This window comes from Bradyrhizobium sp. 482_C4_N1_8, assembly GCF_052075965.1.
Classification (GTDB): Bacteria; Pseudomonadota; Alphaproteobacteria; order Rhizobiales; family Xanthobacteraceae; genus Bradyrhizobium; species Bradyrhizobium barranii.
Genome location: NZ_CP197231.1, coordinates 7,089,724 through 7,115,533, shown reverse-complemented (window position 1 = coordinate 7,115,533; position 25,810 = coordinate 7,089,724). Strand labels below are relative to the sequence as shown.

Genomic DNA, 25,810 nt, shown 5'->3' with positions numbered 1-25,810 from the left:
ATCGATCAAACAAGAATCAAGGAGGAGCACATGAACATCACCAGACGCCAGGCGCTGATCGCGGGCTCCACATTGGCCGGCGCATCGATGCTGCCCGGGCAGCTCCGCGCCGAGACCAAGCAGGTATCGCTCGCCTTCGGGCCGGTGTCGCCGGTCTACGCCATCGGCATGATTGCCGAGCTGAAGGGTTACTTCAGGGACGAAGGTCTCGACTCCAAGCTCGTCACCGGTAACGCCGGCACGTTCGGCCGTCAGACGCTGGCGGCGGGACAAGCCCTGTTCGCGCACGGCGATGCCAGCCATCCGCTCCAGCTCAGTGCGCGCGGCAAACCCTGCAAGATCCTGCTCGCGACCGAGATGGTGTGCTCCTACGCCAACATCGTGGTCCGGCAGGACCTTTACGACGGCGGTATCAATTCAGTCGAGAAGCTCGCCGAGCATAAACGGCCTGACGGCGCCAAGCCGATCGTCGCGGCCACCGCGATCGGGTCGGGCACCTGGGTGTTCGGCACCTATGTGTTCGAAACGCGCGGGCTCGGCGACAGGGTGAACTGGGTCGCCGGCGGCGGACCCAACACGATGTTCCCGTCGCTGCAGACCAAGCAGTTCGACGCCATCATGGCGCCGCCAAGCTGGATCGTCGAGGTCGAGAAGAAGGGCTTTGGCAGGACGATCTACGACACCTCCAAGCCCGGCGTATTCGAGAAGGATTTCGGCGGCACGCTGCCCGTGCTGGTGATCTACACGCTCCAGGACACGATCGAGCAGGACAAGGCGATGGTGCAGGCCTATGTGAACGCGATCCACCGCGCGATCGCTTTCGTGAAGGCGACGCCGCTCGCGGACGTACAGGCACTGGTCACGCCGAAATATTTCTCGGGAATAGACCCCGATGCAGTCAGCGCCGAGCTCGGCTTCGACAAATCGACCTGGGCCTATGACGGCGTCATCGACAAGTCCTCGTTCGAACGCGGGGCCAAGCCCTGGTACCGCAAGGGAACGGATATTCCCGAGACGAAATACGAGGATGTCGTCGACATGAGCTTCCTCCAGGCGGCGATGGCGAAATACAAATGATCGCTGCGCCAGGCCCAGGATTCGCGCTCGCGCGAGACGAGGTGGAGGAGCGAACCCGCATCGCGGTGCGAGGTCTCGCCAAGCGCTTCAACGCGTCCGGCCGCGAGTTCGTGGCGGTCGATGACGTTTCCTTCGAGGTCAAGCAAGGCGAGTTCGTCGCGCTGCTCGGTCCGTCCGGCTGCGGCAAGAGCACCATCCTCAACATGGTTGCGGGGCTATTGCCGCGCTCGGGCGGACGCATCCTGATCGATGAGGACATGGTTGAGACCGGAAAGGTCAACCGCAGGGTCGGCTATGTCTTCCAGCGCGACACGCTGTTTCCCTGGCGAACCGTGGAGCAGAACATCGGCTATGGGCTGGAGATCGCGGGGCTGCGAAAGACCGAGCGCGCCGGGCGCGTCGCTTCGGCCGTCGAGAAGGCCGGGCTCTCCGGCTTTGCACAGAGCTTCCCCAGCATGCTGTCCGGCGGCATGCGTCAGCGCGTCGCCTTGATGCGCACGCTGATCATGGAGCCCGAGATCCTGCTGATGGATGAGCCGTTCGGCGCGCTCGACACCCACACCAAACTCGAGATGCACAAGACGCTGCTGGAGATATGGGAACGCGAGCGGCAGACTGTGCTGTTCGTGACCCACGATCTCGGCGAGGCCTTGACGCTGGCGAGCCGCATCATCCTGCTCTCGGCCCGGCCCGGGAGGCTCAAGGAAGATTTCGACGTCGCCATCCCGCGGCCGCGCGATCCCGTGGACGTGCGCGAGACCGCCGAATTCGGCCGCCTCTACTCTCACATCTGGCATTCCCTCGGCGAAGAATTCCGCCGCACCAGGGCCGAATGATCATGTCCAACAGCCGTAGCGCCGTCCTGTTCTGGCAAGTGGCCATTCTCGTGGTGGTTCTCGTCGTCTGGCAGTGGGGCTTCGAATGGAGCAAGGCGCTGTTGCCGAAGGCCTATGTGCCGAAAATCCTCGATCCCTATTTCGTCGCCAAGCCGTCGTTGATCTGGCAGAGCTTCCTGCGGCTTGGCTGCTTTGCCGATCCCGCCGGCTTTGCCGCCTGCATCAACGGCAACGACAACAATTTGTGGCTCGCCACGCTCGTCACGCTGAAGAACACCTGGTGGGGATTTCTTTTCGGCTCAGCGAGCGGAATCGCGGCCGGCCTGGTCCTCGGCCGTTCGGACTTCCTGGCCCGCGTGTTCGGGCCCTATGTCGTGGCGCTCAACTCGATACCGCGCATCGCGCTGGTGCCGCTCGTCATCCTGATCTTCGGCCTCGGCGATCTCTCCAAGATCGCCACGGCATGGCTCGTCGTGTTCTTCGTGGTGTTCTTCAACACCTTCGAGGGAACGCGTGCGGTCGACCGCGACCAGATCGCCGCTGCCCGTCTGCTCGGTGCCAGCGAACTCACCGTGCTGCGCACGGTGGTGATCCCCTCCGCGCTGGCCTGGGTGTTCGCGTCGCTGTTGCCGGCGGTGTCTTTCGCGCTGATCGGCGTCATCGTCGGCGAATTCATCGGCGCCGAGCGCGGGCTCGGCAAGCTCATCATCGAAGCCGAGGCGCGCGCCAATGCCAGCGAGATGATGGTCGCCATCTTCGTCATGATGTTCGTCGGAATCCTGTTGGCGATCGCGGTGCGCTCGCTGCAGTCCTACCTGCTGCGATGGCAGCCGCAATTCGAACCGTCGGCATAGCAGTCTGGAAGGGTTCGGACGGTGAGCGGCAGGTAGCGCGTCAGCGCGTGAACCGCGCCACCAATTCCACATGCGGCGTGTGGCGGAACTGATCGACCGGGACCACGGTCTCGATCCTGTAGCCGCCGTCGATGAGGAGCCGGGCGTCGCGAGCGAAGGTTGCGGCGTTGCAGGACACCGCGATCACGACGGGTACCTTGCTCGCAGCGAGTTTCAGCGCCTGCGCCTGCGCGCCCTGGCGCGGCGGGTCGAACACCACGGCGTCGAAGTCGCGCAGCTCCGGCGGCACCAGCGGGCGGCGGAACAGGTCGCGCGGTTCGGCCTTGATCGGCTTCAGCCCGGGTGTGCGCGCAGCCTTCACAAGCGCCGCGACGGCGCCGGCGTCGTTGTCATAGGCGGTGACGCGCGCCTTCTCGGCGAGCCTCAAGGCAAACGGGCCGACGCCGCAGAAGAGGTCGAGAACCTCCTTGGCCTTGCCGACGCGCTCGGCGACGAGCGACGCCAGCGTCTCCTCGCCCGCGACCGTTGCCTGCAGGAACGAGCCCGGCGGCAGCGTCACCTCGGCGCGGCCCATCCGCACCGTCGGCGGCAGGCGTTGCAGCACCAGCTCGCCGTGCCGCGTCAGCCGCGCCAGCCGATGCTGCTCGGCGACGCGCGAAAGCGCCGTGACCAGCGGCGTCGGCAGCGGGCCGGAGCCGCGCACGTCGACATCGAGGCCGTTGGCGGTCGCGGTGACCTGGATGTCCAGCGGCTTCGTCACCGCCATCCTAGACGTCAGGGATTCGGCAAGCGCCCAGGCGGCATCGAGCGCGCCCTCGAGCCCGGGATCGAGGATCGGGCAGCGATGAATCGGGATCACGTCGTGCGAGCTCGCCGCCGAGAAACCGACCTTGAGGACGTCATGCGTGCCGAACCGCCCGTGCAGCGTGACGCGCCGGCGGCCGGCACCATGGGCATCGACCAGCGGCGCCACCTCGCAGTCGATCCCGGCCTGGGCCAGCGTCTCGACCACGATGCCGCGCTTCCACGCGTGATAGGGCTCAGCCGCCCAGTGCTGGATGGCGCAGCCGCCGCAGACGCCGAAATGCGGACAGAACGGCTCGATGCGATCGGGGCTGGCGACATCGACCGCGAGCAGCTTGCGGCGGTCGGGATGGCTGCCGGCGACGTGGTCGACCTCGACGGTCTCGCCGCCAAGCGCGTAGGGCACATAGACGGGATCGCCCGCAGCGAGCGAGACGCCGTCGCCGCGATGGCCGACGTGATCGATCCTCATGCGCTCAACCACGGCGCGCGCCCAGGAAGAATTCGATATTGCCGTCACCGCCGGTGATCGGGGAGGGGAACACCTCGATGTCGGTGCAGCCGAGCGAAGCGGCAAAGACCGCGATGTCGTCGCAGATCTCCTGATGCACGGCGGCGTCGCGGATGATGCCCTTCTTGTTGTGCTTCCGATCGGCCTCGAACTGCGGCTTGATCAGCGCCAGCAGGCTCATCGGCGCCGCCGCCAGTGACAGCGCCACGGGCAGCACCGTCTTGAGCGAGATGAAGCTGACGTCGATGACGACGACGTCGGGCCGCGCCGGCAACCGTTTGCCGTCATAGCTGCGGATGTCGGTCTCCTCCATCGACACGATCTTGGGATGGTCGCGCAGCGAGGGATGCAGCTGGCTGGTGCCGACATCGATGGCGAACACCAGGCTGGCGCCGTTCGCCAGCAGCACCTCGGTGAAACCGCCGGTGGAGGCGCCGACGTCGAGGCAGACATGGTCCTCGATCTCGATGGGGTAGCGCTCCAGCGCGCCGGCGAGCTTGACGCCGCCGCGCGACACATAGGGATGCGCAGGCTCGGCGACGATCACCGCGTCCTCGGCGATCGTCTCCGAGGGTTTGGCGACCTGCTTGTCGTCGGCGGTGACGAGCCCGGCCTCGATCGCCGCGCGCGCCCGCGCCCGGCTCTCGAACAAGCCGCGCTCGACCAGCAGAACATCCGCACGCTTGCGGGCAGGGGACATCGGATCTCCGGAGGCGACTGAAACGTCTATGGTGCGATCAATCGCGCGGCCGCGATCCGGACGCAAGCCTCGAACGCGGCCAGATCGTGCCAGACGTCGATCGGCATCTGCGCCGGCGTCACCAGCGGGCAGCCGTGCAGCTCCAGCGCATGGATCATCATGAGGTTGTCGACGAGGCCAAAATCCTCGACCGTCAGCCCCTGTGCATCGACCAGCCGTCCGTCCTCGGAGGTCACGTCCATGAAGCGGCCGACGCGGTCGGCATAGACGGCGCCGTCGTTGGAATAGGCCAGGCAAATCTTGCGGCGGCCGGCCATGTAGCCGAGCTCGTAGACGGTGCCGGGGTCGGCGCCGGCACCGCGGAACGGGGTGAGGTTCGCGATGATGGCATCGGCTTCGTCCATCATCGCCTCGTTGCCGCAAAAGATCTGCCGCGAGGCGTCGGGCGAGGTGAGATCGATCGCGTTGTCGAGGGGATAGAGGCCGGTGAGCCCATGCGCAGCGCAGATCGCGGCCTTTTGCCGGCCGATCTCAACCGCATCCGGCAGGAACACGTCGGGCCCTGCCAGATAGATTTTCATGAAGGTCGCGCTGGTTCGCGAAGGTCGAAGCTCGCCGTTAGGCGAGCTTGACCGTCTCGGTCTTGACGTCCTTGCCCAGCGCCTCGAACACCTTGGCGACGATGCCCTTGGCGTCGAGACCGGCACGGCCGTACATCGCGGCCGGCGTGTCGTGGTCCTGGAACACGTCGGGCAGCACCATCGAGCGGAACTTGACCATGCCGCCGTCGAGCGCGCCCTGATCGGTCAGGTACTGCGCGACATGCGAGCCGAAGCCGCCGACCGAGCCTTCCTCGATCGTGATCAGGATCTCGTGGTCGCGGGCGAGCTTGAGAACCAGCTCGGTGTCGAGCGGCTTCATGAAGCGCGCATCGGCGATCGAGGTGGAGAGGCCGTGGGCGGCGAGTTCGTCGGCCGCCTTCTCGCATTCGGCGAGGCGCGTACCGAAGGAAAGCAATGCGATCTTGCTGCCCTGGCGAATCATGCGGCCCTTGCCGACCTCGAGCGGAACGCCGACTTCGGGCATCTCGATGCCGCGGCCTTCGCCGCGCGGATAGCGCAGCGAGCTCGGACGGTCGTCGATCGCGACCTGGGTCGCCACCATGTGCACGAGCTCGGCTTCGTCGGCCGCGGCCATGATCACCATGTTCGGCAGGCAGCCGAGATAGGCGTTGTCGAACGAGCCGGCATGCGTCGCGCCGTCGGCGCCGACGAGGCCGGCGCGGTCGATGGCGAAGCGGACCGGCAGGTTCTGGATGGCGACGTCATGCACGATCTGGTCGTAGCCGCGCTGCAGGAAGGTCGAGTAGATCGCGCAGAACGGCTTGTAGCCTTCGCTCGCAAGACCGGCGGCGAACGTCACCGCGTGCTGCTCGGCGATGCCGACGTCGAAGGTGCGGTCCGGGAAGGCCTTGTTGAAGATGTCGACGCCGGTGCCGGACGGCATCGCCGCGGTGATGGCGACGATCTTGTCGTCCTTCTGCGCTTCCTTGACGAGGCTCTGGCCGAACACGTTCTGGTAGGCCGGCGCATTCGGCTTGGCCTTGGCCTGGGTGCCGGTCGCGACGTCGAACTTGACGACCGCGTGGTACTTGTCGGCGGAAGCTTCCGCCGGGCCGTAGCCCTTGCCCTTCTGAGTCACGACGTGGACCAGGATCGGGCCGGTCTCCATGTCGCGCACGTTCTTCAGCACGGGCAGCAGATGGTCGAGGTTATGACCGTCGATCGGGCCGACATAATAGAAGCCGAGCTCCTCGAACAGCGTGCCGCCGTCCATCATGAAGCCGCGCGAATATTCCTCGACGCGGTTGGCGCGGTTGGCGATGATCTTGGGCAGGCGCTTGTTGATCTGCTTGGCCGCATCGCGCAGCGTGCGATAGGTCTTGCCGGAGTAGAGGCGCGACAGATAGGCGCTCATCGCGCCGACCGGCGGCGCGATCGACATGTCGTTGTCGTTGAGGATCACGATCAGGCGCGAGTTCATGGCGCCGGCGTTGTTCATGGCTTCATAGGCCATGCCGGCTGACATCGCGCCGTCACCGATCACCGCGATAACGTTGTTCTTGCCGCCGGAGAGGTCGCGCGCGACCGCCATGCCGAGGCCGGCGGAAATCGAGGTCGAGGAATGCGCTGCGCCGAACGGATCGTAATCGCTCTCGCTGCGCTTGGTGAAGCCGGACAGGCCGCCGCCGGTGCGCAGCGTGCGGATGCGGTCGCGCCGGCCGGTGAGGATCTTGTGCGGATAGGCCTGATGGCCGACGTCCCAGATCAGCCGGTCGCGCGGCGTGTCGAAGACATAATGGATCGCGGTGGTGAGCTCGACCACGCCGAGGCCGGCGCCGAAGTGACCGCCGGTCACCGAGACGGCATCGATGGTCTCTTGCCGCAGCTCGTCGGCGACCTGGCGAACCTGCTCGATCTTGAGCTTGCGCAGGTCATCCGGCGTATGGATGGTGTCGAGAAGCGGCGTTTTACTGTATGCGTTCACGGCGATTTCCAATTTGTCAGCGCCGGAAGATCGTTCCGGTGCGCGATGGGTTTGCACAATATCGGCGCAGCGCGAGTCCTTAAACCGTCGGAGCCACCTGCATGGGGCAGGGCCCCGTCTTCAAGCTTAGGTGAGCTTAGGTGCGCTCCGGTTCAGTCCCTGTGATCCCTGTCACTTAGATCGGCTTCGTCCGTCCCAGCCAATTTCATTAGCAGTTTGAAGCGCTTGTCGTCGGTAATTTGTGCCCACGCAAGGCTTGCAAAAAGCCACACTCCGCGCAGCTTTACACCAAAGCTTGGGCCAAAGCCAACCCGCAGGGTCGTTTAGGGGTATGCACCTGCAACCCGCGGGCCAGCTTGGTTAATCCTGGCGCCGGCGGATGGGTTCCAGTCTTGCCCGGTTCCTCGCCTGCATTTTGGGCGAGAGGAAGGCCGTTTTGGCCAGATTCGCGAGCCCGAGAGGCCCTGGCCGGGGGAACTCTTCGATGTCAGTGCTTGGCCGCCGAGGGCTGTAAGCCCAAACAGCGGCGTGCGATCATGAAAAACTGCAGATGGCCGATGCTTGAGGCGGGCGGCTTGAAACGGGGACCTTACTGCACGTCGAGCGGTGCGGTGCCGGTGGCCTGGCCGCTGGCATCGGTGGTGATCTTGTCGACGCGTGCCTCGGCTTGGCGCAGCAATTCCTCGCAGCGGCGCTTCAGCGCCTCGCCGCGCTCGTAGATCGTCACGGATTCCTCGAGCGGCACCTTGCCGTCCTCGAGCCGCTTCACGATGGTTTCGAGCTCCTCGATGGCGCGTTCGAAGGTGAGCCTGGAGACGTCGACTTGGGTATTTTCGGCCATATCCGTTTCCGATTGCCCGCTTCACGTGAGAAAAAGCGCAGTTTTGCGGGCGTAATGTGGCGGGTGCGTCAAGCGCCCATCAGGGCGCCGACATGCGCCGTAACAGATTCTTTCAATCCTTGCAGGTCATAGCCGCCCTCGAGCACCGAAACAATGCGGCCCCCTGCGGACTTGTCGGCAAGGTCCATCAGCTTGCGCGTGACCCAGGTGTAGTCCTCCGCGCGCAAATTCAGCGAGGCCAGCGGATCGCGGTAATGCGCATCGAAGCCCGCGGAGATGACGAGAAGCTCGGGGCTGAATTTTTCGAGGCGCGGCAGGATCAGTTGCTCGAACGCGGCGCGGAATTCTGGTCCGCCGTCTTCGGAAGCGAGCGGCGCATTGACGATGGTGTCGTGGTCGCCGCGCTCGCCCTTCGCGCCGGTACCCGGAAACAGCGGCATCTGATGCGTCGAGCAGTACATCACGGTCTGATCGGACCAGAAGATGTCCTGCGTGCCGTTGCCGTGATGCACGTCGAAATCGACGATGGCGGCGCGCTGGACGCCGTATTTGCGCTGCGCGTGACGCGCGGCGATCGCGGCATTGTCGAAGAAGCAGAAGCCCATCGGCTTGCCGATCTCGGCGTGATGTCCGGGCGGGCGCACCGCGACGAAGGCGTTGCGATGCTCGCCATTCATCACCGCTTCGGTCGCAGCCACTGCGCCGCCGACGCCGCGCATCACTGCTTCCCACGTGCCTGGTGACATCGAGGTGTCGCCGTCGATATAGACTTGGCCGCTGGTCGGCGCGATGTGGCGCAGCTCGGTGACGTAGTGCTCGTTGTGGCACAGCGTCACGAGATCGAGATCGCCTTCCGGTGCCAGGTCGCGCGCCAGGAACTGGAAGCGTTCCTGCGACAGCGCTTCCTCCACCGCCCGCAGGCGGTCGGGCCTTTCAGGGTGTCCCGGCGGCGTGACGTGGTCGAGGCAGGCCTTGTGGGAGAGGAGAAGCGTGCTCATCAGGTCGGCCTCACAGGGAACGGGCTCTTGACGTCGCTTGGCGCATCCCGAGCCAAAACGCAAATGCAAAACGCAATCTAAGCGCTTGGGCGGGGATGGCAAAGGGTGGTTCCGGACAAGTCCGTTTGATCCGGATCAATTCACGCGCAGGATGCGGGTGGGCGGCAGCGGACCGATCGGTCCGTGTGCCCTGAAGAAGGCGAACAGCGCGTCCGCGTCGTAGCCGCCATATTGCTGCGCTGTGCCTTGTTTGGCGGCCGTGAAACCGTCACCGCCGACGGCGAGGTAATCGTTGACGGTGACGCGGTAGCCGCTCCCAGGCTCGATCGGCTTGCCGTTGAGCGTCACCTTCTCGATGCTGATTCGCTCGCCGAAAGGTTTCGTCGCATCCCAAGTGTAGCTGAACCCGTTCGACACCTGGAGAATCCGCGGGCGCTTCGGATCGAGCCATTGCTGCTCCAGCATGTCCTTGAGCTGGCTGCCCGTGAGCGTCATCGTAACGAGGCGATTGCGGAACGGCTGGCTCGCGAACAGTTCGCCGAACGACACCGCGCCGTTCTCCTTCGGAACAATGTCGGTGCGGATGCCGCCGGGATTGGTGAACGCGATGACAGCGCTGCCATCCTTGGCGTCCTTCGTCGCGGCGAGCTGAGCGTCCGCGATGACGTCGCCGAGTGCGCTCTCGCCGGCCTCGTTCGGCACGCGCGACAGCGTCTGCGTCACCGATCCGGCAGGGCGATTCGCAATCGGTGCCGACAGCTTGTCATAGGCATCGATCAGGGCGGTCTGTTCGGGATCCTTCGCCAGCGAGGCATTGGCGACGATGACGTTCTCGGCTTTGGCGCCGACGATGTCGCGGGTTACAGGATCGAGCTTGAGGTCGATCGCGGTGACCAGCGTGCCGTATTTGTCGCCGCTGGTGACGAGCCGCCCGTCGATGTCGCAGACATAGGCGCGGTGGGTGTGGCCGCTGACGACGACGTCGACGGCGCGGTCGAATTTCTTGACGATGTCGACGATCGGCCCCGTAATGGCAGGGCATTCATTGTAGTCGCCCGAGGGCTCACCGCCCTGGTGGATCAGCACCACGATCGCCTCGACGCCACGCGCCTTCAGCTGCGGCACCAGCGCGTTCACCGTCTCGGCCTCGTCGCGGAATTCGAGCCCGGCAATGCCTGAGGGCGAGACGATGCCCGCGGTCTCCTTCAAGGTCAGTCCGATGAAGGCGACGGGGATGCCCTCGACCTCCCTGATCTCGTAGGGCGGCAGTACGCTCTTGCCGGTCGCGGTCTCGATGGTGGAAGCCGCGAGATAATGGAATTTGGCGCCGGTGAAGGGATGCGGCCCCTGGCAGCCGTCGACCGGATGACAGCCGCCGTTCTGCATCCGCAAGAGCTCGGTCTTGCCCTCGTCGAACTCGTGATTGCCGACCGATGTGATCGCAAGTCCCATCATCGAGAGCGACTCGACCGAGGGCTCGTCGTGAAACATCGCCGACAGGAACGGGCTCGCGCCGATCAGGTCGCCGGCGGCGACGAAGATCGTGTTGGTGTGCCCCTCGCGCAGCTGCTTGACCAGCGTCGCCATATACTCCGCGCCGCCGGCCGCGACCGTCACCTTCTTGCTCTTGTCCTCGGGATCCCCGATCCGGATGCCGCCCGGCGGCGGACGCAGATTGCCGTGGAAATCGTTGATCGCGAGAATGCGCAGCTCGACGGGCGCGGCGGTCTGGGCCGAGGCGGGGAGGGTGGCGAGAGCGGCAAGGAGGAATAGGAAGGCGTATCGCATGGAACAAGTTTAGTCGTTCCCCGCGAAGATTTCACGAACGTTCTCGCTGTCATTCCGGGGCGCGCGTAGCGCGAGCCCGGAATCCATTCATCCACCAACTCTGCCGCACGATGGATTCCGGGCTCGCGACTTCGTCGCGCCCCGGAATGACGACCATTGGCTGGGCGCCGGCCGCCCCCTACCTCTTCTTCCGATTCGCAAACGCCTTGAACGCGGCAATCGCCTCGTCCGACTTCAGCCGCTCGCCGAACAGATGGGCCTCCTGGTCGATGCGGCGGGTGAGCTCCTCGGGCGCGGCGCGCAGCAGCTTGCGCGAGGCCGCGACCGCCTCGGCCGGCAGCCGGCAGATATCGCGCGCCACCTTGCGCGCCTCGACCTCGGTATGTCCCGGCGAGACCACGGTGTTGACGAAGCCTGCCGCGTGCGCCTCCGCGGCGGTGAAAGTTCGCCCCATCACCAGCATCGCGAAGGCGCGCTGGTAGCCCATCGTGTTCGGCATCAGGAGGCTGGCCGCGCCGACCGGAACGAGCCCGAGATGGATATAGGGCGCGGAGAAGGTCGCGGCGTTCGAGGCAAGCACATAGTCGCAATGGAACAGCATCACGGTGCCCATGCCGATCGAGGCGCCGTCGACGGCCGCGATGATCGGCTTGACGTTGAGGGCGAGCGAATAGAGAAATTTTGCGCCGTCCGACAGCGTCTCGGAATTCGGTTCGGCCTGCATGAAGTCGTCGATGTCGTCGCCGGCGGTGAACACGCCGGAGCCGCCGGTGATGATCATGCAGCGGATGTCGGGATTGTTCTGCGCGGTGTCGATCGCGCGGCTCATCTCGCGATACATGTCCTGCGTGATCGCGTTCTTCTTGCTCGGGCGGCGCAGGGTGATGACGCGCGTTCCGCGCTCTTCGGTGACGACGATATTGCCATTCGGCATGAGAGCCCCCTGCGGTCGCCGCGACGCTTGCCTTGGCGAGTCTCGCAAGCCTCAGCCTACATCATCTTGCAGGCGTGCCAATCCGCCCGCTCGGCCTTTTCGAGAACGTCCTCGTGAGTCCGCCATATGGCGCGCTGTCGTTTTTCTGATCGGGAACCGCACCGCACCGGATCATGCCGGTTGTATTGCTTCGCACATGCAGTTGCGCATTGCAACAAATGGCTACAATGTTTCATTTGAAAAACCGGGGGTTGTAGGGCACGATTGCCCAATGCCGTTCCACTTGGCCGATTGCTCGTTTGATGATTGCCGCAACGGGCGTTGACGAATCCTCGCTGCGTTATCGCGGCTGGCGCGTCGTGCTGGCCTGTTTCCTGATGGCCTTCTTCATGTTCGGCTTCGGCCTCTATGGCCAGGGCGTCTATCTCGCCGAGCTCCAGCGCGCCCATGGTTGGCCGGGCACGCTGGTCTCCGCGGCCAGCACCTTCTCGTTTCTCCTCACCTCCGTGCTCGTCATCTTCACCGACGATCTGCTCGCCCGCATCGGGCTGCGCGCGCTGATCCTGTGCGGCCTGTCGGCGCTCGGCGCGTCGACCGTGCTGCTGGCGCTGATGCAGACGCCCTGGCAGCTTTATCTCGCCTATGCGCTGATGTCGGTCGGCTGGACCGGCATGGGCACCGTGGTGATCGCCACCGTGCTGAACGCCTGGTTCGAACGGCGGCGCGGGCTCGCGCTCAGCCTCGCCTTCAACGGCGCGACCTGCGGCGGCATCGTCCTCGTTCCGCTGCTGCTGTCGCTGACCGGCAGCATCGGCTTCCAGTCCGCCATGCTTGCCGCCACGATGGCGATGGTGGTGCTGGTGCTGCCGGTGGTTGTCATCTTCATCGGCTGGCCGACGCAGATATCGCCGGCATCGGGCGGCCGCTCGTCCGCTGGCATGGCCGCGCCGGCCCATTCCCGCAAGACGCTGCTCGCCAACGCGGCGTTCTGGACCATGGTGCTGCCGATCGCGATCGCGCTGCTGGCGCAGATGGGATTCATCATCCACCAGGTGACGTTCCTCGAGCCGCTGATCGGGCGTTATGCCGCAGGCCTTGCGGTCACCATCATGGCGGCGATGGCGGTGGTCGGCCGCCTGTCGCTCGGCCTGTTCGTCGACCGGCTCGATCCGCGGCTCGCCTGCGCGGCGTCGATGACGAGCCAGGCGGCGGCGCTGTTCGTGCTTCTCCAAAGCACGAACCCGACCGTGCTGCTCGTCTGCTGCGCCGTCTACGGCTTCTCGATTGGCAACATGATCACGTTCCCACCCTTGATCATCCAGCGCGAGATCGGCGCTGCCGCCTTTGCCGCCGCAATGGGATTGGGCACGTCGATCAGCGGCGTCGTCAGCGCCTTCGGCCCCGGCATCATCGGCCTCGTGCGGAGTTTCACCGGCAACTACACGAGCGCGTTTGCGATCTGTGTGATGCTCGATCTCGTGGCGGCGGGAATCGTGCTGTGGCGGCCGGGGAGAAGGGCGAAGCTCGCCGCTTCGTAGGGTGGATGGAGCGAAGCGCAATCCGGGATAGGCTCGAGTGTGGCACGTGCGTCCCACATGTTCGCTGTCATCGCCCGACTTGATCGGGCGATCCAGTACGCCGAGACGTTTGTTGTTTTATCGCGAGGCCGCGGCGTACTGGATTCCCCGCTTTCGCGGGGAATGACAGCGGGGAGGAGGAGAAATCTCCCATGACAACGCGTTGGCAGTATCTCGCTTACAACAACACCGCATCCGCCGCAGCGACCGACTCCGCGCTCTCCGTCACCGTGCGCTCCAGCGCGCCGGCCTGCACCGTGATGTTCTCGGCGAAGAAGCGCGCGAGCGAAACGTAGCGCGGGGCGTCAGTGTTGCCGTCGGACTTGGCGGCGAGCGCCTCGGAGGCCAGCATGCAACCGCCGAGCGTCGAGCCGAACTGCTGCAGATACGGCGTCGCGCCGGCGAGCGCCTCGTTCGGCGCGGAGGTCACGCGCTCCAGCAGCCACTTGCTGGTGCGCGTCAGCGCCTCCAGCGCCTCGCGCAGCTTGATACCTGTGGTGCCGAAAGCGGGATCGTTGGAGGCTTCGACCTGCTTCACGGTTGCCGAGAGCTCGTCGAGCAGCGCCCACACCGCAGCGCCGCCATTGGCCGCGAGCTTGCGCGTGACGAGATCGATCGCCTGAATGCCGTTGGTGCCCTCGTAGATCGCGGTGATGCGCGCATCGCGATAGTGCTGCGCGGCGCCGGTCTCCTCGATGAAGCCCATGCCGCCGTGCACCTGCACGCCGAGATAGGCGACCTCGTTGCCGATATCGGTGGAATAGCCCTTCGCCATCGGCGTCAGCAGCGCCGCGCGCGCGGCGGCGTCCGCGCGGACCTTCGGATCCTTGGCGCGCGTGGAGACGTCGATCGCGACCGCGGTCGCATAGCAGATGGTGCGTGCGGCGGCGGTCTGCGCCCGCATCCGCATCAGCATGCGCTTGACGTCCGGATGCACGAAGATCGCGTCCGAACCGTCGCCCTTCTTGCCGATGGCGCGGCCCTGCTTGCGCTCCTGCGCATAGGCCAGCGCCTGCTGGTAGGCGCGATCGGCGACGCCGACGCCCTCCAGCCCGACGCCGAGGCGGGCCTGGTTCATCATCGTGAACATGCAGCGCATGCCCTGGTTCTCTTCGCCGACGAGGAAGCCGATCGCGCCGCCATGATCGCCCATGGTCATGGTGCAGGTGGGGGAAGCGTGCATGCCGAGCTTGTGCTCGACGCCCGACGCATAGATGTCATTGCGCGCGCCGAGCGAGCCGTCGGCATTGACCATGAACTTCGGCACGAGGAACAGCGAGATCCCCTTGGTGCCCGCGGGCGCGTCCGGCAGGCGCGCCAGCACGAAATGCACGATGTTGTCGGTCATGTCGTGCTCGCCATAGGTGATGAAGATCTTCGTCCCCTTGATGCGATAGGTGCCGTCGGCCTGCTTGTCGGCGCGGGTGCGCAGCGCGCCGACGTCGGAGCCGGCCTGCGGCTCGGTGAGCTGCATCGTGCCGGTCCATTCGCCGGAGACGAGCTTTTCCAGATAGATCTTCTTCAGCTCGTCGCTGCCATGCGCATCCAGCGCCTCCATCGCCGAGGCCGTCAGCAGCGGGCAGAGGCCGAAGGCGACGTTGGAAGCGCTCCAGATCTCGGTGCAGGCGGCGTTGATCGCGATCGGCAGGCCCTGGCCGCCGAAATCCTCGGGGCCGGAGACCGCGTTCCAGCCGCCCTCGGTCCAGCGCTTGTAGGCGTCCGGCCAGCCCGGCGCAGTCGTGACCTTGCCATCGCTGAGCTTGATGCCGTGCTCGTCGCCGACCTGGTTGAGCGGCGCCAGCACGTCGGTTGCGAACTTGCCGGCTTCCTCCAGCACGGCGCTCACGATGTCGCCGTCGAAATCGCCGTAATGGCCGGCCTCCACGGCAGCCTTGAGGCCGGCGCCATGGTTGAGCGACAGCAGCATGTCTGAGATCGGCGCGCGGTAGGTCATGGCTCACTCCCGTGGACAGGTATTGGCGCCGTATTCCCATGAAACGGGGGAGGTCTCAACTGCCCGAACGCCGGGACTGCGCCGGCCCGGAACGGCGCCGCCGCCGGGCCTATAATAAAGGGTGGCTCGGCCAGCGCCGGCCCCGGTCCTGGACCTCAGGTATTTTGCCCCTCCAGGCGGTTGAAATGGCGCGCCGCTCCCTATAGACCGGCTGCGACCAGCGGGAATCTGCGGTAGCCGGTTCTTCCGCCCGTTCCCTGGTCGCCTGTTGGGGCGTAGCCAAGCGGTAAGGCAGCGGATTTTGATTCCGCCATTCGGAGGTTCGATCCCTCCCGCCCCAGCCAATTGATATTGCTTACCAAATCGACGTCATCGTTGCCCCATTTGGAGAGCGGATGGCGCCGTCCGCTGGAGACGTTGCTGTTTTTGTTCGCCACCATTCACTCAGAACATCTTCCAGAAACTCGAGATCAGTTACCCGGACGGTGTTCGCGAATTTCGCACAACGATCGCGCGGGTCGCTGAAGACAAGCTGACCACCTGTAGGACTGAGCGCAGTACGAGTGACGGTCGTACCTTGTGAAAGGATCGCATCAACTGCCGCCGGGCTGAGCTCGTGAGTCATTTCAGCGGAGCCAACTAGCTGTTGGCTTGAGCCGATAGCGCGGGTGAGCCGAGAGAACTACCACTGAAAATTAATTGCAGCGACGATCAACAGCCCGAAGAAGATCACGAGGCTGGTCGCACTTAATTTTCGTGGACAGTTGTAATCCGATTCCAGAGTAGCCATTTATGGTTTAGCGCAGCCGGATCGCTCTCAGAACCTATTCCCGTTGCGCAAACTTGATCGGACCCAACCATGATCGAGTTTCCGAATTTCAGTCGTTCATATGACCGAACGCGGCACGCCGTGCGTTTTTGGGGATACGATAGCGCGTTAGAGGCATCGTTCTTCATAGAGGAAGACGCGCTGAGGCGACTTGAACCGGGCGCTCACTCCAACAATGAATCGGATTTCCTGAGCGCATTCGATTCCAATCGTGATGTGATATGCGCCGCCGCTGCCAGGGTGTACGTCCGCGGCAGCAGGGGCTCTTACGATCTGGTCGCCGCCAATTTTTGAGACGAAGCCTCGCGTCTTGATGGAAGCGGAAGACTTCGTTTACGGCACGTGCTTCATTACGACTGCCAATCCAGAAATAATCACAAAAGCCAGGGAGGATCGCATGAAATTCCGTCCGCTCCATGACCGCGTCGTGGTCAAGCGCATAGAGGCCGACGACAAGACAGCCGGTGGCATCATCATTCCGGACACCGCCAAGGAGAAGCCCTCCCAGGGCGAAGTCATCGCCGTCGGCCCCGGTGGCCGCGACGAAGCCGGCAAGCTGATCCCGATCGACCTGAAGGTCGGCGACCGCGTGCTGTTCGGCAAGTGGTCCGGCACTGAAGTCAAGATCGACGGCGTCGACCTGCTGATCGTGAAGGAAAGCGACATCATGGGCGTCCTCACTGATCTGCCGGCCGCCAAGAAGAAGGCCGCGTAAGCGCCAGCCGGTTTTCCTTACCCTGAGGATTCGGCGTAGCCGGGTTCTCGAAGGATGAGGCCCGCAATTCAAATCTCATCCCTCAAGAGCTCGCCAGTTGCGCGGCTTTTGGGATCTGACCAGTTGAAAACGGAGATCGCCATGTCAGCCAAAGAAGTCAAATTCGGCGTCGATGCCCGCGACCGCATGTTGCGCGGCGTCGAAATTCTCAACAACGCGGTAAAGGTGACGCTCGGTCCGAAGGGCCGCAACGTTGTCCTCGACAAGTCGTTCGGCGCTCCCCGCATCACCAAGGATGGCGTCACCGTCGCCAAGGAGATCGAGCTCGAAGAGAAGTTCGAGAACATGGGCGCACAGATGGTGCGCGAAGTTGCCTCCAAGTCGGCTGACGCGGCCGGCGACGGCACCACCACCGCCACCGTGCTCGCGGCTGCGATCGTGAAGGAAGGCGCCAAGGCGGTTGCCGCCGGCATGAACCCGATGGACCTCAAGCGCGGCATCGACTTGGCAGTGGACGCCGTCGTCGCCGACCTCGTCAAGAACTCCAAGAAGGTCACCTCGAACGAGGAGATCGCTCAGGTTGGCACCATCTCGGCCAACGGCGATGCGGAGATTGGCAAGTTCCTCTCCGACGCCATGAAGAAGGTCGGCAACGAGGGCGTCATCACGGTTGAAGAAGCCAAATCGCTCGAGACCGAGCTCGAAGTCGTCGAAGGCATGCAGTTCGACCGCGGCTACATCTCGCCCTACTTCGTCACCAACGCCGACAAGATGCGCGTTGAAATGGACGACGCCTATATCCTGATCTACGAGAAAAAGCTCTCCAGCCTGAACGAACTGCTGCCGCTCCTGGAAGCTGTCGTACAGAGCGGCAAGCCGCTCGTTATCATCGCCGAAGACGTGGAAGGCGAGGCGCTCGCCACCCTCGTCGTCAACCGTCTGCGCGGCGGTCTGAAGGTCGCGGCCGTCAAGGCTCCGGCCTTCGGCGATCGCCGCAAGGCCATGCTGCAGGACATCGCGATCCTGGCCGGCGGCCAGGCGATCTCGGAAGATCTCGGCATCAAGCTCGAGAACGTCACGCTCAACATGCTCGGTCGCGCCAAGAAGGTGATGATCGACAAGGAGAACACAACGATCGTCAACGGCGCCGGCAAGAAGGCCGACATCGAGGCGCGCGTGGCCCAGATCAAGGCGCAGATCGAGGAGACCACCTCGGACTACGACCGTGAGAAACTCCAGGAGCGTCTCGCCAAGCTCGCAGGCGGCGTCGCGGTGATCCGCGTCGGCGGCGCGACCGAGGTCGAGGTGAAGGAGCGCAAGGATCGCGTTGATGACGCGATGCATGCGACCCGCGCGGCGGTCGAGGAAGGTATCGTCCCGGGCGGCGGCGTCGCCCTGCTCCGTGCCTCCGAGCATCTCAAGGGGCTGCGCACCAAGAACGACGACCAGAAGACCGGCGTCGAGATCGTGCGCAAGGCGCTGTCCGCGCCGGCTCGCCAGATCGCGATCAACGCCGGCGAAGACGGCTCGGTCATCGTCGGCAAGATCCTGGAAAAGGAACAGTACGCCTACGGCTTCGACTCGCAGACCGGTGAGTATGGCAACTTGGTCGCCAAGGGCATCATCGACCCGACCAAGGTGGTTCGCGTGGCGATCCAGAACGCGGCTTCGGTTGCGGCTCTCCTGATCACCACCGAAGCCATGGTGGCCGAGGTGCCGAAGAGGAACGCCGGCGGCGGCGCGCCTGCGGGTGGCGGCGGCATGGGAGGCATGGGCGGTATGGATTTCTAGGTCAACCCGCTCATGGCCGAACGGAGACAAGGGAAGGGATGGCCGATTTCCAGGAGGCAGAAGCGACGATCTGCTCACAGGAAAGGGTCAGTTGAGAACCGCATGCGCACTCCGCAGTCCGGCAAACCCTTCCAGGGAAGCTTCTCCTCGTTTGCCGAGACGCCGAGGTGAGACTGCTGTTCTATCGGCCTCGACTGCGAACGGCCTTCCCAAGCGAAAAGCCCGGCCGCGAGGGCCGGGCTGATCGGTAATATATTCAAGTCAGGCAATGCAGGAATAAAGCGGGGAGAGGCGTCGCCGTCTGTTCGAAAAGGAACACCTGAACCGATTATTGGTACCGCCAGCGCTCAACCGCGAAAGGCGGAGAATCTCACAAAGGCCCTGCATTTCCAGGAGCATCAAGGGTGCAGATACTCGCCGTGGCGCGCTGGCATCAGACTGCAGCGAGCCGGCGCATCAAGCCATCCCGAAGGTATCCCTACGCGAGTGCAGTGAGCAATTTGGTACAGACGCCGATCCCTCTACGTGTCTAGCCTCCTTAACCGGTGAAGCTCAACATACCTCTAAATCAAGGCGAAGATCATGGAAATCTCCAGGGAGACGAAAGCTGCCGTGCGGCCGGCACTGTGGGGAGCCGTGGCCGGAGCAATTGCTCTGGCAATCGTGGGTTTCAGCTGGGGCGGCTGGGTGACGGGTGGGGCCGCCGAGACGCTCGCGAGGAATAGTGCTGCGACGGCTGTCGTCGCAGCTCTCACACCCATCTGCGTTGAGAAGTTTCAACAAGCCGCTGATGCGTCGGAAAACCTGGTCGCAATGAAGAAGACGACCTATGCGTGGGATCAGAGCAAGTTCGTCGAAAAAGGCGGTTGGGCCACGATGCCGGGAAGCACTGAGCCAAATTCAGCCGTTGCGAAAGCTTGTGCCGAATCGCTTGGTAGCAAGAAAGCTGTGGAGCTGCGCGGATAGTCAGGCAAGTCGCGCGGCGGAAATCTGCGCATAGACGCGCCGGCCCCTCGACACGTCTGCATCTTGCGCAGTGGAAGGGGGCTCCTGCAAAGCAGACCAGGCAGTCGTCGCCAGATGGTCAAGCATCAAATTCGTCGTATCTACTTTGAACGGAGAACTCGATGGGACGAAATCCCTGAAGCCCAGGTCGAGCCGAGCGCTTCCCCTCGTCATTTCAGTTCCCGATTTGCCGCACGCCACGCGGCCTTCCAACGGGTGAACATCCTTTCAATTGTGGTAGTATGATTGCGTGTTAATGGTCCAGCGAACGAGAGTCCTGCCTTGGTGAAAGCGGCGAAGGACTTTGATCCCAGAGCATTCCTTGCCAAGGTCGGGGCCGGGAAATCGATCTCGAAAGTTGGCAAAGGTCGGAGCGTGTTCGTGCAGGGAGATGCTGCGGACGCGGTATTCTACATTCAAGAGGGAAAGATCAAGCTCACGGTCGTTTCGGACCAAGGCAAGGAAGCCGTCGTTGGGATTTTGGAGCCCGGACAATTCTTTGGCGAGGGCTGCCTCAATGGTCATCCATTGCGTCTTGCCACGACTACGGCAATGGAGTCCTGTGTCATCACGAGAATATCGAAGACGGCGATGACTACAGCGCTCGAAGGCAAGCCGAAGTTCTCTCAATTGTTCATGGCGTATTTGCTCGCGCGCAATAGCCGGATTGAAGAAGACCTGATCGACCAACTCTTCAATTCGAGCGAGAAACGCTTGGCGCGCCTGCTGCTTCTGCTGGCGAACTTCGGCAAGGAAGCCAGCTCGCAGCCCATTGGCGTCAATATCAGCCAGGAAACGCTGGCCGAAATGATCGGTACGACCCGATCACGGGTCAGCTTCTTCATGAACAAGTTCCGGAAGCTTGGCTTCATCAGCTACAATGGAAAGATCGAGGTCCATAGCTCGCTTCTGAACGCGGTTCTGCGCGACAAACCCGAGATAGACCGGAAGAACTGACCGCCGCGCGGCCAAACCGAGCGCCGGGCCAAACGCGGGACATTAGCCCACTCGAATAGCGGATCAGGGCGGCAGTTCGTCGCGGACCGAGCCTCCCTCGTTCTCCCATCGTGACAGAGCGGTTGCGCTCGATCTCGCATCGCCAGGCGTGTCCTTTTTCAAAGGCAGCTTGTTGCGACCGATTTCATTGTTGCGCCTGTGATCCGTCAAAAAGACGAAGCCGGCCCGCCAGGTGTTGAATTTACAGCTTTCCTCAGCGCTGGCCGAATCCTTAACGAGCTCGCCGGACGCGGTCGCTCTTGCGCGATGCTGCTGAGATTTGGACATATGCAGAGCCCTTTCGTTGGAAGTCTCCGCGCACTCCGGCCAATCTCGACGGTTGACCAAGGTGGACTTAAATGTGGGGATCGAAGCGATGAATAGCGAGCCCTCGGCATAAATAAGATTGCCAGAGGAGCGCACGGATCGCTTTGCCGTGCGTCCAATCGTGCCGCGCGGCAAAAGAGCTGCTGTAGCGGATTGTAGTCAGAAACAATTCACTGCCATCTTCGACGACATCGTAGTTGCGAGCGATGGAGTCGGCAGCAATTGGCGGCGAGGAGCACGCGCCCGGCAGCGTCCGACCAATCCCTCAGGCGCGGCAATGATGCTGACAGACAGAAACACCGCAATCGCGTCCCGGCGCTGGTTTGCACCCAAGCTTCTGATCTATCGACCAGTGGGATTCGCTGCCGGATGGTAAGACAAGCTGTCCTGGCTTCATTTGGAAATGTCGCAGTCCGTTGCCCGTTGGAGAGAGATCGGGCAGCGACGGCGGCACGGTGAGGCCGTTGGCGATTGACGATCAACTCGGCGGTCGCAGCTTGCTGCTGTTTGATGATGGGACCGCTGAGGCTTGCCGTTCCTTTGCTTCGTAATATTCGGCCGAGAACTTGATGGACCATCGCGCGAAGAACGAACGCAATTCCTGAGTGGGCTTCTCGACGCCCAAATGCTCTGCGACATGCGCCTCGCGCAACCACCTCACCGCCGACGTGAGGCCGGCAATGCGCTCGAGCCTCTCAACCGCTGCGGTCCCGGCGATCTCTGCCTGCCGATAGCGAAGGCCGACCTTTCTGATCACATGCACGCGCTTGATGATGTCGTAGCCCTTGAAGACGAGCTGAACGAGTGGATGCTTTCTGGCCTGCGGCCAGGCTGCCGGATAGACCGGTAGCACCAGAAGCTTGCTCTTCGCGATGACCGTTGCGAGCGGATGCAGGAGTTGCATCCAGGCTGGCCAGGATGTGACCTTGGCAAACAATATCGCGTGCATCGCCGTTGCCGCACCGAAAGAGATCGGCAGCCAAAGGACCGCGCACAGGATCACGAGCAATGCGGCATTCGGCGTGAGATGCCGGCATGTTCTGAACACCCATGCCATGCCGCCTTCAAAGGCATCATGCACAGCGTGTTCGAACGCCCGATAGCTGATCTTCCGCCGGAACCACAACCAGTTTCGGCGAATCGATCTACCCCACTGTCGACGCTTCGACGCGGACAGGGGAAGCAAGCGCACCGCGCCATTGATGACAGTTACGATGACATCGCCGACAACCCTGGCCGCGAACAGCGGCAGCCAGACAATCTGCATCGCAAAAGGGAAGGCGAAGTCAAGCATCCGCATCAAGATCGCAAGAACGAAACGCAGGATCTTGTTCGTGGCGAGCGCAACAACAACAAGTGGGATGATAATCACATCGTCGAGCGCACCGCGAAAGCGGCTTTCCTCGGTCCATGCCGGGTGACGACCATCGGTCACGGTGCACCGTCCGGGCTGAGTGCCGGCTCAGACTAGCACATTGCAAGCTCGAGGGGGGGCCTCAGGTACCGGTCGTTAGGCGACAGCGAGCACTCCGCATAAGGGGCCAGTTCGCATGACCCGCGTTAACCCTGTCTCTGATCTTGTCCGGTCGCCCCGCCGGCTGGTTCGGTTCTGCCGCCAAGCCGCCTTATTGGATGTCCGCAATTGGTCTCCGATTTTCGGGAGCTTATTTTTCGGCAGGCTTTGAACGAGGCGTCGCGTTCGGGAAGCGTGAAATCAGATGAAGGCGGCTCTCATCCTCGTTGGCTTCAGTACACTCGCGGTGATGGAGCTTGAGACGGCGCCGCGCATGACCAAGCCCGTGAACGCGCCGCCTGTTCAGGCGACCGTCGGGTTACGCGTCTCAGCCGATACGCTGACGACGGCAGACCGGCTCGGGACCCCGCACATGCACATGCAATTTGAAGCGCCTCCGCAGCCGGTCTCCTTGAGCGAACCGATGCCTCCGCCGGATCAAACGGCGAATGTTGCGCCAGAGCCTTTGAAGATCATCGCGCCACACCAGCGCACCGCAAGCGGGAGAAAATTCGCGGTCATGCTGCCCAGACCTCGGCCCGTGCAGGGAACGTCCAAGGCATTTGCGAATGCCAAGCGCGCCAAGCCAGTCGCGGAGGTCAAGCCCTGCCGGTCAGGTGTCTTCGATGGCCTGTTCAAGGCATTGAACCTGTCAACGGGATGTCAGAGCTAGCCCCAAGATACCTCTCTATCAGCGATATCGTTTCCGCCACGCCGGGTTCACGCGGCCACGGTATCAATCGAGCGGCGGATCACCTGGCGCACCTCCGCATTCGACAGGAACAGGTCGTGGTTGATAACGCCCCAGCCTGCCTCGGAAGCATCGACCACGCGCACCCCAAGCCCTTCGATGGCGGTCTTCTCGGCAGCGCCGACCCGTGTCATCCCACCAGCGATTTGCCCCGACAACGCCAGCGCGCGGTCGTTCGTCGCGGCGATGACGGTGATCTTGCGCGAAAGCGGACCGATGCGGTTGATCGACGACGAGAACACGTCCATGTCGATGTCCGGCGCGGCGAACACCACGGCCCCGATCTTGCCCGCAACGGCGTCACCGGATCGCGCATAGAGCTGGCGCAGGCTTTCGAGCGTGAGCATGGTTCCCATGCTGTGCGCGACGATGTGGACGCGGCCGGCGCTTGAACTCGTCACGACAGATTGCAGCACGCGTTCGAAGCCATCGCGGGACCACATTGCGCTGTCGCGGTCATAGGCGTAGTCGAACAGTCCAGCCTTCGAGGGCCAGGAGAATACCATCGTCTGGCCGCGGAACCTGATGCCATCGGAGAGATGCGCGGCATCGAGCGCCGCTGTCTCGAACGTCTGCTTGAAGCCGTGCACGTAGATCAGGACGTCCGGTCCGCCGCCGGCCTGCGCGACAAGACTGCCGACATCGCCCGATACCGGCTCGACCCCATCAAGACGCCAATCGTCAAGCCCCGCTGCAGCCAGAGAAAAACGGCTGTCACCAGGCGCCACAAGCTTCGCGCGTGCGACGGTCATCGTAGAAGCCCGCTCCGGCCCGAACCACGGCTTCGTCCGGCCGCCGTTCACTGGCTTGCGCGTGGTTACGACGAGCAATGTAGGGTCGACCGAGAGCGACGAAGCGTCGTAGCGTGCGCCGGTAGCACCCAGGCTGGCGCATCCGCCCAGCGCGACAACGCAGGCTGACGACGCAAGCCCGCCAAGGAGCGCACGGCGGGACGCAATCACTTCGTGTTGCACTAAACGTCGGATGATCACGCAGAACCTTTGGGAACTGCCCCCTGGAGGAGCCCGCCCCCTGCGCGCGTTCCTGAATGATGATGGCGGCGAGAATAAGGGCGGGGCGCGCCACGCCGCTTGTTCCAAATGCGGATTGAAATCGTCGAATAATCAAACAGGTTTTGGTTCCGCCATGCGGAGGTTCGATCCCTCACTGGCCTAGTCAGGTCGCAACCCCAACTCAGGACTTCGTGGGGCTGCGGACCGCCACGCCGGGATCGATCGTCTGCGACGGCAGGCGGCGTTCGGCGGGGCGCGCGACCAGCAGATAGAGAACCAGGGCGAGCAGCGACGTTGCCGCCATCACCGCCGTCATCGACAACGCGGTCCGCCCGTCGAAGCGAAGTGCGACCAGTCCGCTCGATATCGCGCCGGCGGTCAGCTGAATGCTTCCGGCGGCAGCGCTGACGGCGCCCGCGATCTCCGGGAGACGCTGCATCGTCGCGCTCATCACGTTCGGCACGCTGAACCCGAAGCCGAGTGCGACCGCCATCAGCAGCGCGACCACGAGTGACGTGGGCATCCAGCCGGCCAATGTCATCGCGAGCAGGGCGGTGCTGGCGGCGGCCGACAGCGTCAGCCCGGTTGTGAGCATGCGCGCCGACTCTACGCCGCGCCGGCCGAGCTGGCCGTCGAGAAAGGCGCCGACCATGACGGCCCCCGAGCATGCGCTGAAGATCAGGCCATATTGCTCCGGGCGCAGTCCGATGGCGCCGACGAAGAACAGCGAGGCGCCGGTGACGTAGGCAAACACGGTCGCGCCGCCCGCGGCGCCGACCAGGATGAAAGGCAACGACACCGGATGCGTCAGCACCTGGCGGTAGCTGTCGATGACAGCAGAAAGCCCCAGGCGGCCGGCGCGGTCGGTCGTCGCAGTCTCCGCGAAGCGAAACATCACCACGACCAGCAGCATGAGACCGATCCCCGCCTGGGCGGCATAGATCGATCGCCAGCCGGCGATCGCCAGCAGGGCGGCGCCGGCCGTCGGTGCGATCACGGTCGCGACATTGACCGTGACCATGACGTTGGCGATCTTGCCTCGCGCGGCGTTGCCGTCGAAGAGATCGCGAATGATGGCAAAGGTCGTTGCGGTGGCGGCGGCGCCGATGCCCTGGACGAAGCGGCCCAGCAACAGAACCGGCAGCGAGGACGCTTTCGCGCAGGCAAGGCTTGCTGCGACGAACAGTACGAGGCCGAATGCCAGAATCGGCTTGCGGCCCAGGCGGTCGGAGATAGGTCCGTAGATCAGCGGCGCGGTGGCGAGGCTGAGCATGAAGGCGCTCATGGTCAGCCCGACATCCGACGCGCTCGCGTCGAGCGTCGCACCGGTTGCTGCCAGCGCCGGCAGATTGATGTCGATGCCGGAATAGGGCACGGCCGCCAGAAAACCGAGCAGCAGCGTGAAGGCGAAGGATGCGGGGTCGATTTGCATGGACAGATTTCCGGTTC

At 63.8% G+C, this 25,810-nt stretch carries 23 protein-coding genes and 1 tRNA gene; 11 read left to right on the top strand and 13 right to left on the bottom strand.

Translation table 11 applies throughout. The features are described 5' to 3' along the window. The first annotated feature begins 30 nt into the window (after positions 1-30). The 3 genes from AB7Z56_RS33665 to AB7Z56_RS33655 are packed head-to-tail and all read left to right on the top strand — an operon-like array spanning position 31 to position 2,767. On the top strand, positions 31-1,077 hold the full coding sequence (locus AB7Z56_RS33665) for an ABC transporter substrate-binding protein (RefSeq protein WP_063986590.1): 1,047 nt from the start codon (positions 31-33) through the stop codon (positions 1,075-1,077). Next, complete coding sequence (locus AB7Z56_RS33660; RefSeq protein WP_084795245.1) at positions 1,074-1,913, top strand: ABC transporter ATP-binding protein; 840 nt, start codon at positions 1,074-1,076, stop codon at positions 1,911-1,913. Before AB7Z56_RS33665 ends, AB7Z56_RS33660 begins: the two co-directional genes overlap by 4 nt. Positions 1,914-1,915: 2 nt before the next feature. Next, on the top strand, positions 1,916-2,767 hold the full coding sequence (locus AB7Z56_RS33655) for an ABC transporter permease (RefSeq protein WP_063986589.1): 852 nt from the start codon (positions 1,916-1,918) through the stop codon (positions 2,765-2,767). 40 nt (positions 2,768-2,807) lie between these two features. Here the strand turns inward: AB7Z56_RS33655 and AB7Z56_RS33650 are convergent, their stop codons facing one another. The 8 genes from AB7Z56_RS33650 to AB7Z56_RS33615 form a co-directional block, all read right to left on the bottom strand. Continuing rightward, the gene (locus AB7Z56_RS33650) at positions 2,808-4,055 is read right to left on the bottom strand and encodes a class I SAM-dependent RNA methyltransferase (protein ID WP_063984913.1); all 1,248 of its coding nucleotides are present in this window, start codon (positions 4,053-4,055) and stop codon (positions 2,808-2,810) included. Beyond that, positions 4,048-4,782 carry a TlyA family RNA methyltransferase gene (locus tag AB7Z56_RS33645; protein WP_063984912.1) on the bottom strand — a complete coding sequence of 245 codons (735 nt, stop codon included), beginning with the start codon at positions 4,780-4,782 and terminating at the stop codon, positions 4,048-4,050. Before AB7Z56_RS33645 ends, AB7Z56_RS33650 begins: the two co-directional genes overlap by 8 nt. Positions 4,783-4,808: 26 nt before the next feature. Then, positions 4,809-5,363, bottom strand: coding sequence for a nucleoside 2-deoxyribosyltransferase (locus AB7Z56_RS33640; RefSeq protein ID WP_063984911.1), 555 nt, complete (start codon positions 5,361-5,363; stop codon positions 4,809-4,811). Between the two features lie 37 nt (positions 5,364-5,400). Next, on the bottom strand, positions 5,401-7,329 hold the full coding sequence (gene dxs, locus AB7Z56_RS33635; RefSeq protein WP_028148183.1) for a 1-deoxy-D-xylulose-5-phosphate synthase: 1,929 nt from the start codon (positions 7,327-7,329) through the stop codon (positions 5,401-5,403). A 589-nt stretch (positions 7,330-7,918) separates the two neighbouring features. Then, positions 7,919-8,170 (bottom strand): exodeoxyribonuclease VII small subunit, encoded by a 252-nt coding sequence (locus tag AB7Z56_RS33630; protein WP_008132970.1) that lies wholly within the window; start codon positions 8,168-8,170, stop codon positions 7,919-7,921. A 68-nt stretch (positions 8,171-8,238) separates the two neighbouring features. Then, on the bottom strand, positions 8,239-9,168 hold the full coding sequence (locus AB7Z56_RS33625) for a histone deacetylase family protein (protein WP_063984910.1): 930 nt from the start codon (positions 9,166-9,168) through the stop codon (positions 8,239-8,241). 135 nt (positions 9,169-9,303) lie between these two features. After that, a complete protein-coding gene (locus AB7Z56_RS33620) occupies positions 9,304-10,956 on the bottom strand; it encodes a bifunctional metallophosphatase/5'-nucleotidase (RefSeq protein ID WP_063984909.1) in 1,653 nt (550 codons plus the stop codon). Positions 10,957-11,134: 178 nt separating this feature from the next. Further along, on the bottom strand, positions 11,135-11,890 hold the full coding sequence (locus AB7Z56_RS33615) for an enoyl-CoA hydratase-related protein (RefSeq protein ID WP_028148179.1): 756 nt from the start codon (positions 11,888-11,890) through the stop codon (positions 11,135-11,137). Between the two features lie 302 nt (positions 11,891-12,192). Between AB7Z56_RS33615 and AB7Z56_RS33610 the strand changes: the two genes are divergently transcribed. Continuing rightward, the gene (locus tag AB7Z56_RS33610) at positions 12,193-13,428 is read left to right on the top strand and encodes an MFS transporter (protein WP_063984908.1); all 1,236 of its coding nucleotides are present in this window, start codon (positions 12,193-12,195) and stop codon (positions 13,426-13,428) included. A gap of 217 nt (positions 13,429-13,645) precedes the next feature. Here AB7Z56_RS33610 and AB7Z56_RS33605 read toward each other — a convergent pair whose 3' ends face one another. Beyond that, complete coding sequence (locus AB7Z56_RS33605) at positions 13,646-15,421, bottom strand: acyl-CoA dehydrogenase (protein WP_063984907.1); 1,776 nt, start codon at positions 15,419-15,421, stop codon at positions 13,646-13,648. 269 nt (positions 15,422-15,690) lie between these two features. Between AB7Z56_RS33605 and AB7Z56_RS33600 the strand changes: the two genes are divergently transcribed. The 6 genes from AB7Z56_RS33600 (at position 15,691) to AB7Z56_RS33575 (ending at position 20,718) form a co-directional block, all read left to right on the top strand. Beyond that, positions 15,691-15,765 (top strand) — tRNA-Gln (locus AB7Z56_RS33600). A 515-nt stretch (positions 15,766-16,280) separates the two neighbouring features. Beyond that, entirely contained in the window at positions 16,281-16,544 is a 264-nt protein-coding gene (locus tag AB7Z56_RS33595) for a DUF1488 domain-containing protein (protein WP_063984906.1), read from the top strand. A 103-nt stretch (positions 16,545-16,647) separates the two neighbouring features. After that, positions 16,648-16,965 carry a co-chaperone GroES gene (locus AB7Z56_RS33590; RefSeq protein WP_063984905.1) on the top strand — a complete coding sequence of 106 codons (318 nt, stop codon included), beginning with the start codon at positions 16,648-16,650 and terminating at the stop codon, positions 16,963-16,965. A gap of 141 nt (positions 16,966-17,106) precedes the next feature. Further along, complete coding sequence (groL, locus tag AB7Z56_RS33585) at positions 17,107-18,756, top strand: chaperonin GroEL (protein WP_441256736.1); 1,650 nt, start codon at positions 17,107-17,109, stop codon at positions 18,754-18,756. 582 nt (positions 18,757-19,338) lie between these two features. After that, a complete protein-coding gene (locus tag AB7Z56_RS33580) occupies positions 19,339-19,722 on the top strand; it encodes a hypothetical protein (RefSeq protein ID WP_063984904.1) in 384 nt (127 codons plus the stop codon). Positions 19,723-20,043: 321 nt separating this feature from the next. Continuing rightward, positions 20,044-20,718 (top strand): Crp/Fnr family transcriptional regulator, encoded by a 675-nt coding sequence (locus tag AB7Z56_RS33575; RefSeq protein ID WP_063984903.1) that lies wholly within the window; start codon positions 20,044-20,046, stop codon positions 20,716-20,718. Positions 20,719-20,781: 63 nt separating this feature from the next. Here the strand turns inward: AB7Z56_RS33575 and AB7Z56_RS33570 are convergent, their stop codons facing one another. Next, positions 20,782-21,045, bottom strand: coding sequence for a hypothetical protein (locus AB7Z56_RS33570; protein WP_354095203.1), 264 nt, complete (start codon positions 21,043-21,045; stop codon positions 20,782-20,784). A gap of 517 nt (positions 21,046-21,562) precedes the next feature. After that, positions 21,563-22,519 carry a hypothetical protein gene (locus AB7Z56_RS33565; protein WP_063984902.1) on the bottom strand — a complete coding sequence of 319 codons (957 nt, stop codon included), beginning with the start codon at positions 22,517-22,519 and terminating at the stop codon, positions 21,563-21,565. A 283-nt stretch (positions 22,520-22,802) separates the two neighbouring features. Between AB7Z56_RS33565 and AB7Z56_RS33560 the strand changes: the two genes are divergently transcribed. Further along, positions 22,803-23,270, top strand: coding sequence for a hypothetical protein (locus AB7Z56_RS33560; RefSeq protein ID WP_063984901.1), 468 nt, complete (start codon positions 22,803-22,805; stop codon positions 23,268-23,270). 47 nt (positions 23,271-23,317) lie between these two features. Here AB7Z56_RS33560 and AB7Z56_RS33555 read toward each other — a convergent pair whose 3' ends face one another. Both AB7Z56_RS33555 and AB7Z56_RS33550 read right to left on the bottom strand, forming a co-directional pair. Then, complete coding sequence (locus AB7Z56_RS33555; RefSeq protein WP_084795243.1) at positions 23,318-24,340, bottom strand: alpha/beta hydrolase; 1,023 nt, start codon at positions 24,338-24,340, stop codon at positions 23,318-23,320. A 202-nt stretch (positions 24,341-24,542) separates the two neighbouring features. Next, entirely contained in the window at positions 24,543-25,793 is a 1,251-nt protein-coding gene (locus AB7Z56_RS33550) for a multidrug effflux MFS transporter (protein WP_231144381.1), read from the bottom strand. Positions 25,794-25,810: the final 17 nt, after the last annotated feature.